The organism is Vitiosangium sp. GDMCC 1.1324 (assembly GCF_003044305.1).
GTDB lineage: Bacteria > Myxococcota > Myxococcia > Myxococcales > Myxococcaceae > Archangium.
This window is the reverse complement of record NZ_PZOX01000026.1, coordinates 24,383-38,835: the sequence shown is the minus strand read 5'-3', so window position 1 is coordinate 38,835 and position 14,453 is coordinate 24,383. Positions and strand designations below refer to the sequence as shown.

15 protein-coding genes are annotated in these 14,453 nt (G+C 70.2%); 11 read left to right on the top strand and 4 right to left on the bottom strand.

Annotated features, from left to right (window positions below; genetic code table 11):
- Positions 1 to 30: 30 nt before the first annotated feature.
- From DAT35_RS47855 to DAT35_RS47830, 6 genes are all read left to right on the top strand, one after another.
- Positions 31 to 555, top strand: coding sequence for a hypothetical protein (locus DAT35_RS47855; protein ID WP_108076059.1), 525 nt, complete (start codon positions 31 to 33; stop codon positions 553 to 555).
- A gap of 121 nt (positions 556 to 676) precedes the next feature.
- Positions 677 to 2,026: an NAD(P)/FAD-dependent oxidoreductase gene (locus tag DAT35_RS47850; RefSeq protein ID WP_108076058.1), complete on the top strand. Its 1,350-nt coding sequence runs from the start codon at positions 677 to 679 to the stop codon at positions 2,024 to 2,026.
- Between the two features lie 41 nt (positions 2,027 to 2,067).
- Positions 2,068 to 2,742 carry an energy-coupling factor ABC transporter ATP-binding protein gene (locus tag DAT35_RS47845; RefSeq protein WP_108076057.1) on the top strand — a complete coding sequence of 225 codons (675 nt, stop codon included), beginning with the start codon at positions 2,068 to 2,070 and terminating at the stop codon, positions 2,740 to 2,742.
- Positions 2,739 to 3,350, top strand: coding sequence for an energy-coupling factor transporter transmembrane protein EcfT (locus tag DAT35_RS47840; protein ID WP_108076056.1), 612 nt, complete (start codon positions 2,739 to 2,741; stop codon positions 3,348 to 3,350). Before DAT35_RS47845 ends, DAT35_RS47840 begins: the two co-directional genes overlap by 4 nt.
- Positions 3,347 to 3,937 carry a biotin transporter BioY gene (locus tag DAT35_RS47835; RefSeq protein WP_108076055.1) on the top strand — a complete coding sequence of 197 codons (591 nt, stop codon included), beginning with the start codon at positions 3,347 to 3,349 and terminating at the stop codon, positions 3,935 to 3,937. The genes DAT35_RS47840 and DAT35_RS47835 overlap by 4 nt, the downstream gene beginning before the upstream one ends.
- Before the next feature lie 249 nt (positions 3,938 to 4,186).
- The gene (locus DAT35_RS47830; RefSeq protein WP_369946359.1) at positions 4,187 to 4,732 is read left to right on the top strand and encodes an SgcJ/EcaC family oxidoreductase; all 546 of its coding nucleotides are present in this window, start codon (positions 4,187 to 4,189) and stop codon (positions 4,730 to 4,732) included.
- 51 nt (positions 4,733 to 4,783) lie between these two features.
- Here the strand turns inward: DAT35_RS47830 and DAT35_RS47825 are convergent, their stop codons facing one another.
- The 3 genes from DAT35_RS47825 to DAT35_RS47815 all read right to left on the bottom strand — a co-directional run bounded on the left by DAT35_RS47825 (position 4,784) and on the right by DAT35_RS47815 (position 7,846).
- Positions 4,784 to 5,950: a cytochrome-c peroxidase gene (locus DAT35_RS47825; RefSeq protein ID WP_108076054.1), complete on the bottom strand. Its 1,167-nt coding sequence runs from the start codon at positions 5,948 to 5,950 to the stop codon at positions 4,784 to 4,786.
- Between the two features lie 123 nt (positions 5,951 to 6,073).
- On the bottom strand, positions 6,074 to 6,805 hold the full coding sequence (locus DAT35_RS47820) for a BON domain-containing protein (RefSeq protein ID WP_108076053.1): 732 nt from the start codon (positions 6,803 to 6,805) through the stop codon (positions 6,074 to 6,076).
- A gap of 129 nt (positions 6,806 to 6,934) precedes the next feature.
- Positions 6,935 to 7,846, bottom strand: a complete 912-nt coding sequence (locus tag DAT35_RS47815; protein WP_233262137.1) for a flagellar motor protein MotB — start codon at positions 7,844 to 7,846, stop codon at positions 6,935 to 6,937.
- A gap of 241 nt (positions 7,847 to 8,087) precedes the next feature.
- Between DAT35_RS47815 and DAT35_RS47810 the strand changes: the two genes are divergently transcribed.
- The 4 genes from DAT35_RS47810 (at position 8,088) to DAT35_RS47795 (ending at position 12,336) form a co-directional block, all read left to right on the top strand.
- Complete coding sequence (locus DAT35_RS47810) at positions 8,088 to 9,614, top strand: GspE/PulE family protein (protein ID WP_108076052.1); 1,527 nt, start codon at positions 8,088 to 8,090, stop codon at positions 9,612 to 9,614.
- A gap of 27 nt (positions 9,615 to 9,641) precedes the next feature.
- The gene (locus DAT35_RS47805; RefSeq protein ID WP_108076051.1) at positions 9,642 to 10,292 is read left to right on the top strand and encodes a PEGA domain-containing protein; all 651 of its coding nucleotides are present in this window, start codon (positions 9,642 to 9,644) and stop codon (positions 10,290 to 10,292) included.
- Positions 10,293 to 10,434: 142 nt separating this feature from the next.
- A complete protein-coding gene (locus DAT35_RS47800) occupies positions 10,435 to 11,508 on the top strand; it encodes a chemotaxis protein CheB (RefSeq protein WP_108076050.1) in 1,074 nt (357 codons plus the stop codon).
- 105 nt (positions 11,509 to 11,613) lie between these two features.
- Positions 11,614 to 12,336 carry a hypothetical protein gene (locus tag DAT35_RS47795; protein WP_108076049.1) on the top strand — a complete coding sequence of 241 codons (723 nt, stop codon included), beginning with the start codon at positions 11,614 to 11,616 and terminating at the stop codon, positions 12,334 to 12,336.
- Between the two features lie 34 nt (positions 12,337 to 12,370).
- On the opposite strand, the gene DAT35_RS47790 is transcribed toward DAT35_RS47795, so the two are convergent.
- Positions 12,371 to 13,246: a LysR substrate-binding domain-containing protein gene (locus DAT35_RS47790; RefSeq protein ID WP_108076048.1), complete on the bottom strand. Its 876-nt coding sequence runs from the start codon at positions 13,244 to 13,246 to the stop codon at positions 12,371 to 12,373.
- A gap of 141 nt (positions 13,247 to 13,387) precedes the next feature.
- Between DAT35_RS47790 and DAT35_RS47785 the strand changes: the two genes are divergently transcribed.
- Positions 13,388 to 14,449 carry a nitronate monooxygenase family protein gene (locus DAT35_RS47785; RefSeq protein WP_108076047.1) on the top strand — a complete coding sequence of 354 codons (1,062 nt, stop codon included), beginning with the start codon at positions 13,388 to 13,390 and terminating at the stop codon, positions 14,447 to 14,449.
- Positions 14,450 to 14,453: the final 4 nt, after the last annotated feature.

The window sequence follows — 14,453 nt, the reverse complement described above, 5'->3', positions numbered from 1 at the left end:
GTCTCGCATGAGCAGGGGAGGCCGTGTCCCATGAGGGTGCTGCTGACGAGTCCAAGCAAGAAGGTCCTCCTGCTCATCGCGGCGATCTCCGCTGTCCTCACCACCGCGCTCGCGTGGAAGCTGTTGGCCATCGACCACGAGCTGAAGCCCTACACCATCGTGTCCTACGAGTTCGCGGGGTCGACCGAGCGGGCGACGCAGATGTTCTCGGCCTGGGGCGAGGCCGGGAGGGAGGCGGCTCGCGAGTCATTGCGCTACGACGTGCCCTATCTGCTGGTCTATCCCTTCCTCTTCTTCGCGCTGACGCTGCTGGCCGCACGGTCCGCGCCCGGGAAGCTCGCGCTGCTGGGGACGTGGCTCGCGGTGGCTCCGTTCGCCGCGGCGGTGTTCGATGCGCTCGAGGACCTGGCGCTCTGGCGCGCGCTGGACCAGTTCCAGCAGCCGCCCGGGTCCCTGCTCCAATTCGCGGCGATTGCCGCCGGGGTGAAGTTCCTGCTGCTCGGGGCCTCTGGGCTCTACGCGTTGGTCGTGGGCTGCCTCTATCGGTGGAGGTGAAGGACGGGGAGGGGCTCGGATTCACGCTCCGGGAGCGAGCGAGCATGCGGCCTCCATCCGACGGACGGCGGCTCCCTTCGGGCGGTGGTCGATTCCCCCGGGGCTCCCCACCTTTGCCGCCATGAAGGGCAATCGCACAAGACATCAGGTCGTCATCGTGGGCGGGGGCTTCGGTGGCCTCCAGGCCGCGCGCAGACTGGGGCGCGCTCCCGTCGATGTGACGGTGCTCGACCGCTACAACCACCACCTGTTCCAGCCGCTGCTCTATCAGGTGGCCACCGCAATCCTCAGCCCGGGCGACATCTCCGCGCCCATCCGCGGGGTGCTGCGCAGCAGGAACACCCTCGTGCTGCTGGCCGAGGCCCGGTCCGTGGACCTGGCGCGCAAGGTGGTCGTCAGCGACGGCGGCGAGATTCCCTACGACACCCTGGTGCTCGCCACCGGGGCCACGCACTCGTACTTCGGCCATCCCGAGTGGGCCCGGTTCGCCCCTGGGCTCAAGACGGTCGACGACGCGAGGGAGATCCGCGAGCGCCTGTTGCTGGCCTTCGAGGCCGCCGAGCGCGAGCCACTCCCCGAGGTCCAGCGCGAATGGCTCACCTTCGTCATCATCGGCGCGGGTCCCACGGGTGTGGAGCTGGCCGGAGCGCTCGCGTACATGACCCGGCACTCGCTGCCCAGGGACTTCCGCCGCGTCGACACCTCCAAGGCCCGCATCCTCCTGCTGGAGGGTCTCCCGCGCGTCCTCAGCACCTACCCCGAGGAGCTCTCGCTGAAGGCGCGCAAGGATCTCGAGAAGCTCGGAGTGGAAGTGCACACGGGATCCATGGTCACCGGCGTGGACGACCAGGGCGTCTATGTGGGTGACACCCGCATCCAGGCTCGTACGGTGCTCTGGGGCGCGGGCGTGGCCGCCTCGCCGTTGGCGCGCACGCTCGGGGTTCCGCTCGACAAAGCGGGCCGGGTGAAGGTGGAGCCCACACTGGCCATCCCCGGCCATGAGGACGTCTTCGTGATTGGCGACCTCGCCTCGCTGGTGCAGGACGGCAAGCCGCTGCCGGGCATCGCCCCGGCGGCCATGGAGATGGGCCGGCACGTGGCGAAGAACATCCGCCGCCAGCTCGCGGGCCAGCCCATGGCGCCGTTCCGCTACAAAGACAAGGGCTCCTTCGCCGTCATCGGCCGCGGCACCGCGATCGGCGTGCTCTATGGCAGGTTCCGTTTGAGCGGCAAGCCCGCCTGGGCGATGTGGCTGGGCATCCACATCACCTTCCTCATCGGCTTCCGCAACAAGCTCGCCGTGTTGTTCGACTGGGCCTATACGTTCCTCACCGGGCGGGGGGACGTGCGTCTCATCACCAGCCTGCATGCGGACAAGCTTCCACCCATCCTGCCCCCCAGGCCTCCGGAGAAGGTCGAGGCGGTCCGGGTGGCGCCCGTCCCCGGGTCCGAGCCGATCCCCGTGCACTGAGTCAAAAAGGCGCTACAGTCGCTCGCCCCCGAGCTGTAGCGATGATCCGCCTCCACGCCGTCCACCACCACTTCGGTGAGCACCACGTCCTCAAGGGACTCGACCTCACCCTCTCCGAGCGCCGCATCGCCGTGGTGGGCGGCAATGGCTCCGGGAAGAGCACCTTCGCGCGGCTGCTCAACGGCCTGCTCGTGCCGGACCAGGGGCAGGTGCTCGTGGACGGGCTCGACACCCGGAAGGACGCCCGCGCCATCCGCCGCAAGGTGGGCTTCGTCTTCCAGAACCCGGACCACCAGATCGTCCTCCCCACCGTCGAGGAGGACATCGCCTTCGGGCTCAAGAACCTCCGGCTGCCACCGGCCGACATCTCCGCGCGGGTCACCACCATCCTCGGCCGCTACGGCCTGGAGGGCTTCCGCCACCACCCGGCCCACCTGCTCAGCGGGGGCCAGAAGCAACTGCTCGCGCTCTCCTCCGTGCTCGTCATGGAGCCGCATTACGTCGTCTTCGACGAGCCCACCACGCTCCTCGACCTGCGCAACAAGCGCCGGCTCACCCAGGCCATCCACGACATGCCCCAGACGGCCATCGTCGTCTCGCACGACCTGGACCTGCTGCGCGACTTCGACCGCGTGCTCGTCTTCGACGAGGGCCGCGTCGTCCTGGATGACGTCCCCTCCGTCGCGCTCGACTCCTACGTCCGGATGATGGCGTGAGCCTCGGCCTCTACCTCCACCGCGACTCGCTCGTCCACGCCGTCCCCGCGGGCGCCAAGATGCTCGGACTGCTCGCGGCGGGCACCGGGCTGTTGCTCTTCCCCTCGCTGCCCGTCGTCTCCGCCGCGCTGGGGGGCACGCTCGGTCTCTATGTGCTCGCGCGCCTGCGTCCGCGCGAGGTGGCTCCCGTCCTCCGCTTCTCCGCCTTCGTGCTCGTCCCGCTGTTCGCGGTGCACGTGCTGCTGTCCGGTTGGGTGCCCGCGTTGGAGGCCGTGCTGCGGCTCGTCGTCCTGCTGCTGCTCGCCACGCTCGTCTCCCTCACCACGCGCGCCTCGGACATGCTCGACACCCTGGAGCGCGTCCTGCGTCCCCTGGCTCGCTTCGGGCTCAACCCCACGCGCCTGGGCCTGCTGCTCTCCCTCACCCTGCGCTTCATCCCCCTCCTGGCCACGTGGGTGCGTGAAATCCAGGAGGCCCAGCGCGTGCGCGGGCTCGACCGGAATCCCTTCGCCGTGCTCGTTCCGCTGCTCGTCAAGACACTCCGTACCGCCGACACGCTCGCCGATGCCATCGACGCGCGCTGCTTCGACTCCGAGGAGCCCTCGTGAAGACCCGCGACCTCGTCCATGTCGCCCTGTTCGCCGCCATCGTCGCCGTGCTCGGGCTGCTGCCGCCCCTCGCGCTGCCCTTCATCCCCGTGCCCATCACCGCTCAGACGCTGGGCGTGATGCTCGCCGGCTCCACGCTCGGAGCGCGCAAGGCCGGTCTGTCCCTGTTGCTCTTCCACCTGCTCGTGGCCGCGGGGCTGCCGCTGCTCGCCGGAGGCAATGGCGGGCTTGGCGTCTACGCCGGACCCACGGGCGGCTTCTTCGTGGGCTTCCTGCCCGGGGCCTTCGTCGTCGGCTGGCTCACCGAGCGCGCCTGGACGCGGCTCTCCGTGCCGCTCGCCTTCGCCATCAACGTGCTCGGGGGCATTGGCGTCCTCTACGCGGTGGGGATTCCCTGGCTCGCCGTGTCCGCGAAGCTGCCGCTCGCGAAGGCCGCGCTCGGCTCGCTCGCCTTCGTCCCCGGGGATTGTGTGAAGGCGGCCATCGCCGCTTCCGCCGCCGTCACCCTCAAGCGCGCCTGGCCGCTCATCCAGGCGCCTCGGGCCGGAGTGGATGCGCCTCGGACGGCGGAGCCCCGGCAGGGGTAGGATGAGGCGCCAGGGTCATCCCGAGGTTGCCGTCTCGCTCCATTCGTCGTCGCTCGGCGTCGGAGCCCCGTGGTAGGTACCGGGCCCGGTTCGCTGACATGTTCTCGAGCGAGACTGACGCGTCCTCCGACACGTCAGCGGGCACTGCGCGCCTTGCGCTGGATGCGCGCCAGATGGGAGCCCCGCGATCTCGCGCGACTGGCGCGGCATGTGCAACAGCGGCCTCACTCCATTCTCGAGGAGCAGACCATGAACACTGTTGTCCGAATCGCGGCCGCCACGGCCATGGCCCTGACGTTCTGCGTTGCCTCTCCCGCCCATGCCGATGCGGCCAAGGGACAAGCCCGGGACGAGGCCGTCCTGCGCCAGCTCGTGGCCGAGCAGACCGAGGCCTGGAACCGTCACGACGCGGCGGCCTGGAGCAAGGACTTCGCTCTGGATGCCGATTTCATCAACATCGTGGGGATGGTCTTCACGGGCCGGGCCGAAATCGAGGCGCGGCACGCCGCCATCTTCGCCAGCGTCTTCAAGGACAGCCGGACCGAGGTGACGGTGCGGAAGATCCGCTTCCTCGAGCCCGGCGTGGCCGTGGTGGACACCGAGCACGCGGTGACGGGCTTCACGGGGTTGCCCCCTGGTGTGCAGCCCACCGAGCCGGGCCTGTTGCGCACCCGCATGCGGTACGTGGCGAAGCGGACGGGCGGCAAGTGGCAGATCATCTCCGGCCAGAACACGGACGTGAAGCCGGCGCCGGCCCAGCCGAAGCAGGCGGAAGGTGGCCCCGCCGCGCATTAGTCGCGTCGGGAGCCACATGGAGGGGCGGGGACGGGAGCCCTGCCTCCGCCCCTACTTCGCGGCCCCCGTCATCGACTTGAGCAGCTTCACCAGGGCCTTCTTCTCCTCGTCGGAGAGGTCCAGCTTCTTGATGGTCTCCGACACGTGGCCCGCGTAGTTGCCCGCGGGCTCGCCGCCCTTGTTGTACAGCTCGATGACGTCCTCGAGCGTCTTGAGCTCTCCGGTGTGCATGTACGGCGCCGTCAGCTCGATGTTGCGCAGCGTGGGCGTCTTGTAGGCGCCCTCCAGCTCCGCGGCCTTCTCCTTCAAGTCGTTGCTCAGCCGCTGGAGCCGTGCCGACTCGGTCCCCGAGGGCGCGTCGCTGTACGGCCCCGCCGAGTTGAAGGGCCAGTCGAGCATCGGGGTGGCCGCCGCCGCCACGCCGCGGTGGTTGTCGCTCAGGTCCTTCACGCCGATGTTGTGGAACTGGTCATCGCTCAGCATGGGCCCCTTGTGGCACGCGGAGCACTGGCCCTTGCGCACGAACGTCTTCAGCCCGAGGTAGGCAGGGTCGTCCTCGGCCTTGCCGGCGTCCACCGCGGCCAGGAAGCGGATGACGTCCTGGTCGAAGGGCGCTTCGGTGCGGTTGAGCGTGCGCTCGTACGCGGCGATCACCTTGCCGAAGTTGGCCAGCAACTGGTTGTCGTCCGTCTCGTCCAGGGGGGCCTTGCCGAAGAGGGCCCGGTAGTCCTCCTTGTACGCCGCGTCCAGGCGGGCGCGCAGGATGGCGGGGCTGGAGGCCATCTCCACGGGGCTCAGCAGGGGCAACAGGGCCTGGTTCCACAGCCGGTCCGCGCGCCCGTCCCACATGAACCAGGTGCTGTAGCCCGAGTTGATCACCGAGGGCGGATTGCGCCCGGTGAGCTGGTCGCCACAGCCCGTCGCTTTCGGCGTGTCGACCGTGCGGCCCTCGCCGTCATGGCAGCTCTGGCAGGAGATGTTGCCGCAGCTGGACAGGCCCGGGTCCTTGAAGAGCTTGAGGCCCAGCGCCGCCGCCGCCGGGTTGTCCCCGTACTTGTTGGTCGGGTCCTTCGGGGGCGCGTGCGTGGGGGTGTGCAGGCTCTGGAGCAGCTCGAGCTCGTCGAGGTTGGGGAACGGCTCCTCGGGGGTGCAGGACAGGCCCAGGGCGCCCACGAGGGCTCCCGCCAGCGTCCAGGTGCGCAGGGGGTGACGGCTCATCAACGTGTCTTCCTTAAGGGGTGCCCGTGCTGCGAGGACCCTTGGTGGGCCCACTCGGGGGGTCAAGCACTGTAACCCTGGAATACTCCGAGAGGCCATCACCGCGGGTGGAGGTGCGCCCCCTCAGGGGGTGAGAACGGTGAGCTGGTTCTCCACCTTATCCACGCCGAAGACGAACCAGGCGTCGTTCTCCGCCATGCGGCGCTGCTCCTCGGCGTGGACGATCCCGCGCAGGGTGACGGTGCGGCCCCAGGTGTCCACGGCGATCTCCGCGGCGTCGATGAACGGGTCCTTCTCCAGCACGACGTGCACGGCCTCGGCGAGCTCTTCGGCGTTGTCGCGCTCGGGAGGCTCCACGCCGAGCCCGTTCACCACGTCGCGCGTGCCGGGCACCCACCAGGCGAGCACACCGGCCAGCCGTTTGGCCGCGAGGCTGTTGATGTCGCCGTCCAGCGTCACGATGCCCTCGGCCACGCGCACCTCGAGGCAGCCGCGCACGCCCGGGGCGGTGGGCCGCAGCACGCGCACCTGTCCGCCGTCGCGCACGCGGACGCCGCAGTCGCGCAGGGCGGGCTCGTCCAGGAGCGTGTCCACCACGTGCTGGCGGACTTCGGCGTCGCTCATGGGCCTTGCGGGAGCCACGTGCAGCCGGTCCACGATGCCGGACAGGCCCGGGGTGGCGGCGGCCACCTCGAGCAGCAACTTCTTCGAGGCCACGTCCTCGACCTCGCCCTCGAGGACGAGCACGTCCCCCGTGTCGAGCGACATGCGCACCGGGCGGGGCGTGAGGTGGATGTTCGGATGGTGCTCCATCGCATCGCGGATGGAGTCGAGGTTGGGATGGGGCGTGGTCATCTCCGCCTCCGGGGAGGGCTCCAGGAGAAGGTAGCCACGCCGTGAGACACCCTTCAGGCCTGCCCGGTGTGCGGGAGAGGTGCGGCTTGTCTGCTCGTTTCGTGGGTCCGTGCCCGCCAGGGGCGGGGATCAGTCCGCCTCGCCGGTGACGAAGGAGGCGCCCACCAGCAGCCGGACGCTGGGCGTGTCGACGGCGGTGCCCAGGCCGGGGCCTCCCAGGAAGTACAGATCCAGCCCCTTCACGGTGTGCTTGCGCACGCCCACCAGCACCTCGCCGCTGGGCCGGCCGCCTTGCAGCGGCAGGTTGAGCAGTACGCTCAGCTCGGGCCGGGTGGAGGTGCTGGTCTCCCCGCGCGAGGTGACGGTGGCGCCCAGGCGCAGCTCGTTGCCCACCACGTCCTTCTCGCGTCCCGACAAGGGGGACAGGTCATGGCGCGGGCGCAGCAGGGCTCCCACCTCGGCGCCCACCTGGTAGCCCTCGCCCTGGATGCCCGCCTGCAACTTGGGGTTCACCGCGTACGTGTCCCGCCCGAGAATCTCCGACCGGCCCACGGGCAGCGCGGCCGACAGCTCCGCGGCGACGTTCAGCGGCGCCCCGTTCTTCACCTGCAGCGGCGCCGCGCGGACCGACACCCACGGCGAGCCCAGGCCATGCCCATCGGGTGGAGGCGTGTCCAGGAACTTGTCGCCGCGCTGGGTGATGATGTAGGGCAGCTGCGCTCCGACCTGGAGCCAGGGCAGCACGCCGACCGCGGCGGTGACGTGGCCGGAGAGCTTGCTCGACACCAGGCTGAACACGTTGAGCCCCGGGTCCCACGAGCGCGCGAAGTTGAGGGCCAGGTGCTCGTAGTGGACCTGCGCGGACACCCGGACGACGCCCGGGTCCAGCGTCCGGCCGGTGCCCACCACCAGCGAGCCCAGCCCGGACGGCTCGAGCTGCAGGCGTTGGAGGTCGAAGGTCGGCAGGGGTCGCGAGGTCTGCGCCGCGGCCATGCCGGGCGCGAGGAGCACACAGAGAAGCGGAAGGAGACGGTGGGCCAAGAAGACAGGCTCCAGGAGTGAGGGGCGGACGTAGCCCGGCCACAGAACGTCCGACGCGCCCGGACATATGGGGGTAATTCTGCACTGCTCGCAAGATGCATCTGTGCGAGGGCCGAGGAGGTTCGCCGGCGAGCCTCCGTGGAAATACGCATCTCCAGGAAGCGCGGGAGACCCCACCCGCACGTGGGGTGTCCGTTGTTTGGAGGTGGAAGCACCCGCCTGTAAGCTTCGGGGCCACCGAATGATTCAGCCTCTCCGAAGAGCCGCCCAGGTGACGTGGGTGCTGGCCCTGCTGGTGCTCGTGGGGAGCATTGGCGTGTGGCTGTACCAGAATCCCCTCCAGGACGTGGACACCGCGCGCCGGCTCGGGATGCGCTTTGTCGGAATGGCCGTCACGCCGGCCTTCCTGGGCTGTGTGGGACTGTGCCTGGCGTTGGGAGCGGGAGGGGCCTGGGCGGAGTCCCGGGTGCGTCGCTCGCGCCAGTCCTTCGCGCAGCGGCCGTCGCTGTCGCCCCTGGCGGTGGTGGACGCGGACGTGGCGCTCGCGGTGCGGGAGATGCTCGTCGAGCTGCAGCAGGTGCTGCGCGGCTACATCCAGCGCACCGAGCCGGACATGATCGCCTTCGTGGACATCCTGCTGGATGGAGCCATCCGCGTGGGCGCCAGCGACGTGCACATGCACCCGCTGGAGACGGGCACGCGCATCGCGTTCCGCGTCCACGGCGTGCTCGAGGAAGTGATGATGATGCCGCGCGAGCACCACCCGCGCCTCATCAACCGCCTCAAGGTGCTGGCCAAGGTGGTGCTCTTCCGCTCGGATCGGCCCCAGGATGGCCACTTCGCCATCAGCACCGCGGAGGGGCCGGCGGACATCCGCCTGTCGTTGCTGCCCACCAACCACGGCGAGTCCGTGGCGCTGCGCATCGCCCGCAGCACCGTGCGGCTGCCGGAGCTGGGCCGGCTGGGCTTCCCGCAGGGTCTGCTCCCGTACTACCAGCGCCTGCTGGACTCGCCCCAGGGCGTCATCTTCGTGGCGGGCGCCACCGGTGCCGGCAAGACGACGACGCTGTACGCCTCGCTCGGCTACATCAAGGAGACGCGCGGGGAGCTCACGCGCATCGCCACCATCGAGGATCCGGTGGAGTACGACGTGCCGCTCTTCTCCCAGACGCAGGTGAACGCCGAGCAGGGCTTCACCTTCGCCCAGGGGCTGCGCTCAGTGCTGCGCCAGGACCCCAACGTCATCATGGTGGGCGAAATCCGGGACGCGGAGACGGCGCGCACCGCCATCCAGGCCGGCCTCAGCGGACACCTGCTGCTCACCACGGTGCACGCGAGCTCGTCGGCGGGCGTCTTCAACCGGCTCATCGAGATGGGGGTGGAGCCCTTCCTGCTCGCGTCCGCGTCGGTGGCGAGCATCTCGCAGCGGCTCGTGCGCGCGCTGTGCCCGCATTGCCGCGTCCCCACCAGCCCCGAAATCGACGAGCTGGCCCGGCTGGAGGCCTCGGGGCTGTCCACCGCGGGGCCGTTCTTCGCGCCGGCGGGTTGTCCGCGGTGTGCCGGCTCCGGCTACCTCGGGCGTGCCGCCCTCTATGAGGTGCTGCGCGTCAGCCCCGCCATCCGCGAGTGCATCACCACCAAGGTGCCCACGTCGCGCACGCAGGACGTCGGGGTGCAGGAGGGCATGGTGCCGCTGCTCGCCGCGGGCCTGGAGCGCGTGAATGCCGGGACCACGACATTGAAGGAGGTCTTCCGTGTGGTCGGCTGAGTCCGGGACCTCGCTGGAGGTGGAGTCGTGAGCGGCAACGCACCGCAGGCGCGGGAGCGGTCCACGCCCGGTCATGTGGGAGAGGCGCGTGCCTCGGATGGGGGCCCGCCACGGCCCCTGGCGCCCGTGGCACCCGCCCGAGCCATCTCCTGGAACGAGTGGGTGGCCGCGGGCCTGAAGCTGGCCTCGGCCCTGTGCGCGCTGGTGGCGGTCGGGCTGTTCGTCCGTCCCCTGGTGCTCAACGAGCTGTCCTTGAAGCCGCGGATGGTCACGCTCATGCCCACCTTCGCCTCTTCCCCTCAGGCGGAGGAGCCGGCCAGGCCCGTGGCGCGGGACACGCCCGCCGAGGCGCCGGAGCGCGGCACGGGGAGCACCGCCGCTCCCCCGGAGCCCTCGCGCAACACGGTGACGCGTGAGGAGCGCGCCGACTTCGACGGGGCCATCCTGATGGCCGAGTCGGAGCCGTCCGGGGCCAATGTCCTGGTGGACGGACATGACCAGGGGGAGACCCCCGTCTCGGTGGGGCTGGACTGCATTCCGGGCACGCCGGTGCTCGTCGAGTTCTCCCTGCGAGGCTACGAGAAGGCGAAGCACACCACGCTCTGCCCTCACAATGCGCTGGTGAAGGTGACGGCCCGGCTGAAGAAGGGCTCCGGCAGGACCTCCGGCAAGCGGTGAAGCGGGGGAGGGGCGGGCGCGGGAGGGGCCCCGGACGCACGCCATCCTGATAACATTTCGGACTCCATGGTAAAGGGTGGGTACGAACGGGCCTCCGTCCTGGGCCGCTTGCGAGAGTTGACGGGTAGGGGAGGCCGCACCGTTGAAGCTGCTGCTGGTTGAGGACTCGCGCTCGGTTGTCGCCTTCCTCGAGCAGATTCTGCGCCGTGAGCCGGACATCGAGCTGCTGCCGCCCGTGGGCAATGGCCGCGAGGCGGTGGCGGCGGTGCAGCGTTGGAATCCCCAACTGGTGCTGATGGACCTGGTCCTGCCCGGGGGCATGGACGGGGTGGATGCCATCACGGAGATCATGTCCACGGCGCCATGTCCCATCGTGGTGCTGAGCGGGCAGCTGGACACGCCGGGCCGGGACCGGACCTTCGAGTCGTTGAGGGCGGGAGCGGTGGACGTGCTGGCCAAGCCGACGGCGGGCGGGCTGGAGGCGGTGAAGGAGTTCCGCGAGCGGCTGCTGCGCACGGTGCGGGTGATGGCGCATGCGCGGGTGGTGGGCCGGAGGCGGACGTCGTTGCGGGTGCCCGTGGTGCAGCCCGTGCTGTCGTCGCCCGTGGCGGCGCCGGTGGTGGATGCGAGACCGTGCTCGCTGCTGGCGATCGGAGGCTCCACGGGAGCGCCGCCGCTGGTGTACGAGCTGCTGCGAGCGTTGCCAGTGCCCGCGCCGTTTCCGGTGGTGGTGGCGCAGCACATCGTCCGGGGCTTCGAGCCGGGCTTCGCGCGCTGGCTGGGAGGCACGGGCCACCGGACGGTGGCGGCGCAGGGCGGGGAGTGGCTGGAGCCCGGGGCGGTATACGTGTCCCCGGCGGACAGGGATCTGACGGTGCGAGGAGGCCGGTTGCAGACGCAGCCCTCGAGGGGCGTGGCGGTGCCCTCGGTGGACGTGCTGTTCGAGAGCGTGGCGGGCTTCCATGGGGCGAGGGCGGTGGGGCTGTTGCTGACGGGGATGGGAGAGGACGGAGCGCGAGGGCTGCTGGCGATGCGTCAGGCGGGAGCGCTGACGGTGGCGCAGGAAGGCTCGAGCTGCGTGGTGGACGGGATGCCGGGGGCGGCGAGGGCGCTCGGGGCGGCGTGTCAGGTCCTCACGCCCGGCGAGATGGGCTCACTGTTGACCTCCCTCGCGCGCGCCTCCTCCCCGCTTTCTGGGAGAGGCACTCCTCCGTAGCGCCTTCGCTTCTGCCCCTGGTCAGGTTCCGGGTGCGCGTGCGTCGCTGGCCGCGAACCTCCGCCCGCGGCCTCCCGCCGCTCCTGGCGGACCGTGAGAGCCTGGATGCGCGAGGACATGTTCAAGGTCATCGTCGAGCGGCCGCGGATGCGCCTGCCGAAGCGGAATGGAAGCCATTACCCTCGGAGCACACTGAAGAGTGTCTGGCGCAGGTTCGACGATGGCCCGCGGCACGAGGCCATGGGCCGTGCCTACGGCTACAAGTACCTCAACGAGAACCTGGCCCCACTCCGCCACTTTCTCCGCTCGCGCATCGGCCGTCCGTGGGACGACGTGTATTCGGAGATCTGCGAGCACGTCTCGCTCGACAGTGCCGTCAAGAAGCACATCCTCGAGCACCTCGATGACTTCGTGGCCCGGAAGACCCGGGAGATCGATGGTCGAATCCACGAGGTCGACCACTACGGCAGATTGATCGAGCTCCGTCCGGTCTCCAGGTGGGCGTGCTTCTACGTCTGCCCGCGCACCGGCCTGCTGCTCGCCCGAGAGAATCAGCGCCAGGGGGGGCCGAGGTTCCCGGGCCGCGCGCTCGATGAGTGGCACGACATCCGGAAGATCGACGATGCGTGGTACCTCGTGCGGTTCGCTCCGGTGCCTGATTCCGTCGAGGAGCGGAAGCGCGTGTATGACGTCCTCCTGAAGAAACAGCTCTACTACGTGGCCGCACCGGAAGGGCTGCTCAAGGCCATCTGGGGGCGGAGGGATCGCTACGCCTGTGAGCTGCGCCAGCTGAAGCCGAAGGTGTACCAGCAGTTGCTGCGCGGTTGAGCGGGCGAGCGCCTTCGACTCACGCCGCCTGGACTCACTGCGCGCCGTGGACGCGCCGCGCGCAGGCGATGAAGCGCAGCAGGGCGCGGGAGGTGAAGCCCTCGCGCCGGCGGATGAAGACGGTGGTGATGCGGGCCCGGGAGGCCGGCAGGGAGTGCACGGCGACCGAGCCCGCGCGGCGGGCATTCTCCACGACGGCACGAGGCAGGAGCGTGATGCCCATGCCGGCGCTCACGCAGCCGATGATGCCGTCCAGCGTGCCGAATTCGAGGGTCCGGAACGCCTTGAGCCCGCGTGCGGCGAGGAACTGCTCGAGGTGCTGTCGGTAGGAGCAGCCGGTGCGAAAGACCAGGACCTTGAGGGCGCCGCCCTGGCCTGGCAGGTCCTCGAGGCGCACGGTGGGAGCCGTCACGAGCACCAACTCCTCGGTCACCACGGGCTCCTCGGTGATCTCCGGATGGCGCACGGGCCCCGCGACGAAGGCCCCCTCCAGCCGATGCTCCAGCACATCGGAGATGAGGCTCTGGGTGGTGCCCGTCCGAAGGGAGACATCCACATGGGGACACTCCCGGGCGTAGTCGACGAGGATGGGCGTGAGGCGGATGGCGGCGGTCGTCTCCAGGGAACCCAGACTCAAGGAGCCATGCGGCTCAGGGCCGTCTTCCACGGCGCGGCGGGCCTCGGTCATCAACTGCTCTGCCTGGGTGGCGTAGGGGAGCAGCCGCTGCCCCGCGCTGGTGAGGCTCACGCCGCGGCTGTGCCGGTCGAACAGCGTGACGCCCAGCTCCTCCTCCAGCCGGCGGATGCGCGCGGTGACGTTGGACTGGACGGTGTGGAGCTCCTGCGCCGCCCGGCCGATTCCTCCGGTGCGCGCCACGGCCGAGAAGACCTTGAGATCGGCAGCATCCATGTCCGCGCCTCCCCTGTGTCGGGAACCCAACCGTCCCGGGAGAAGTCATCACTCCGGGCGATGACTTGCATCTGAAGGATTTGCTACCGCGGATGACCTTCGGGGCACAATGTAGGGATGGAGTCCAACAGGAGGAAGGACATGGCTCGTTCCACCGCTTGGAGTCGTCTCGCGTCGCTGATCGGCATCGAGCACCCCATCATCCAGGCCCCGATGGCGGGGGGTTCCACGACTCCGGAGCTGGTCGCCGCGGTCTCGAACGCGGGAGGGCTGGGCTCGACGGGAGCGGCCTACTCGAAGCCCGAGGACATCGTGAAGCACTCGAGGCGGGTGCGAGAGCTCACGGACAAGCCCTTCGCCGTCAACCTCTTCGCGCCCCTGCCTCCGCCGGGCGAAGTGGACTCGAGCCGGATGCTGGCGGTGCTGGCCCGCTACTATCAGGAGCTCGGGCTCGCACCACCGCAGGCGCCGAAGTCCCCGATGCCGCCCTTCGAGGAGCAGGTCGACGCCGTGGCGGAGAGCGGGGCGCGGGTCTTCAGCTTCACCTTCGGGATTCCACCGGCGGCGGCGCTCGAGCGGCTGAGGGCGCGAGGGATGTTGCTGGTGGGGACGGCCACGACGGTGCGAGAGGCGAAGCTGCTGGAGGAGGCGGGAGTGGACGCCATCGTCGTGCAAGGCAGCGAGGCGGGAGGACACCGAGGCACCTTCGCGGGGCCCTTCCAGGCGGCGCTGGTGGGGACGATGGCGCTGGTCCCCCAGGTGGTGGACGCCGTGCGCCTGCCGGTGGTGGCGAGCGGGGGCATCATGGACGGGCGGGGCATCGCCGCCGCGCGGGTGCTCGGGGCGAGTGGGGCGCAGCTGGGGACGGCGTTCCTGACCTGCCCCGAGTCGGGCATTTCCCCCGCCTACAAGGCCGCGCTGCGTGAGGCGCGGGACGACGGGACGGTGGTGACGCGCGCCTTCTCCGGCCGTCCGGCCCGAGGGCTCGCCAACACCTTCACGGAGGCGCTCGGGGAGTCGGAGGACATCCTGCCGTTTCCGCTCCAGCACGCGGCCACGAGCGCGCTGCGGAGCGCCGCGGGAGCGCGAGGGGATACCCGGTTCATCGCGCTCTTCGCGGGCCAGGGCGCGGCGCTGTCTCGAGGCCGGCCCGCGGCGGAGTTGATGCGGGAGCTCATCTCCGAATCCGAGCAGCTCGGGTGACGGA

Excerpts from the sequence above, each read along its gene's own strand:
- DAT35_RS47850 (WP_108076058.1), top strand. The coding sequence starts at position 677 with ATGAAGGGCAATCGCACAAGACATCAGGTCGTCATCGTGGGCGGGGGC.
- DAT35_RS47785 (WP_108076047.1), top strand. The coding sequence starts at position 13,388 with ATGGCTCGTTCCACCGCTTGGAGTCGTCTCGCGTCGCTGATCGGCATC.
- DAT35_RS47830 (WP_369946359.1), top strand. The coding sequence starts at position 4,187 with ATGAACACTGTTGTCCGAATCGCGGCCGCCACGGCCATGGCCCTGACG.
- DAT35_RS47855 (WP_108076059.1), top strand. The coding sequence starts at position 31 with ATGAGGGTGCTGCTGACGAGTCCAAGCAAGAAGGTCCTCCTGCTCATC.
- DAT35_RS47810 (WP_108076052.1), top strand. The coding sequence starts at position 8,088 with ATGATTCAGCCTCTCCGAAGAGCCGCCCAGGTGACGTGGGTGCTGGCC.
- DAT35_RS47790 (WP_108076048.1), bottom strand. The coding sequence starts at position 13,246 with ATGGATGCTGCCGATCTCAAGGTCTTCTCGGCCGTGGCGCGCACCGGA.
- DAT35_RS47820 (WP_108076053.1), bottom strand. The coding sequence starts at position 6,805 with ATGACCACGCCCCATCCCAACCTCGACTCCATCCGCGATGCGATGGAG.
- DAT35_RS47795 (WP_108076049.1), top strand. The coding sequence starts at position 11,614 with ATGCGCGAGGACATGTTCAAGGTCATCGTCGAGCGGCCGCGGATGCGC.
- DAT35_RS47845 (WP_108076057.1), top strand. The coding sequence starts at position 2,068 with ATGATCCGCCTCCACGCCGTCCACCACCACTTCGGTGAGCACCACGTC.
- DAT35_RS47825 (WP_108076054.1), bottom strand. The coding sequence starts at position 5,950 with ATGAGCCGTCACCCCCTGCGCACCTGGACGCTGGCGGGAGCCCTCGTG.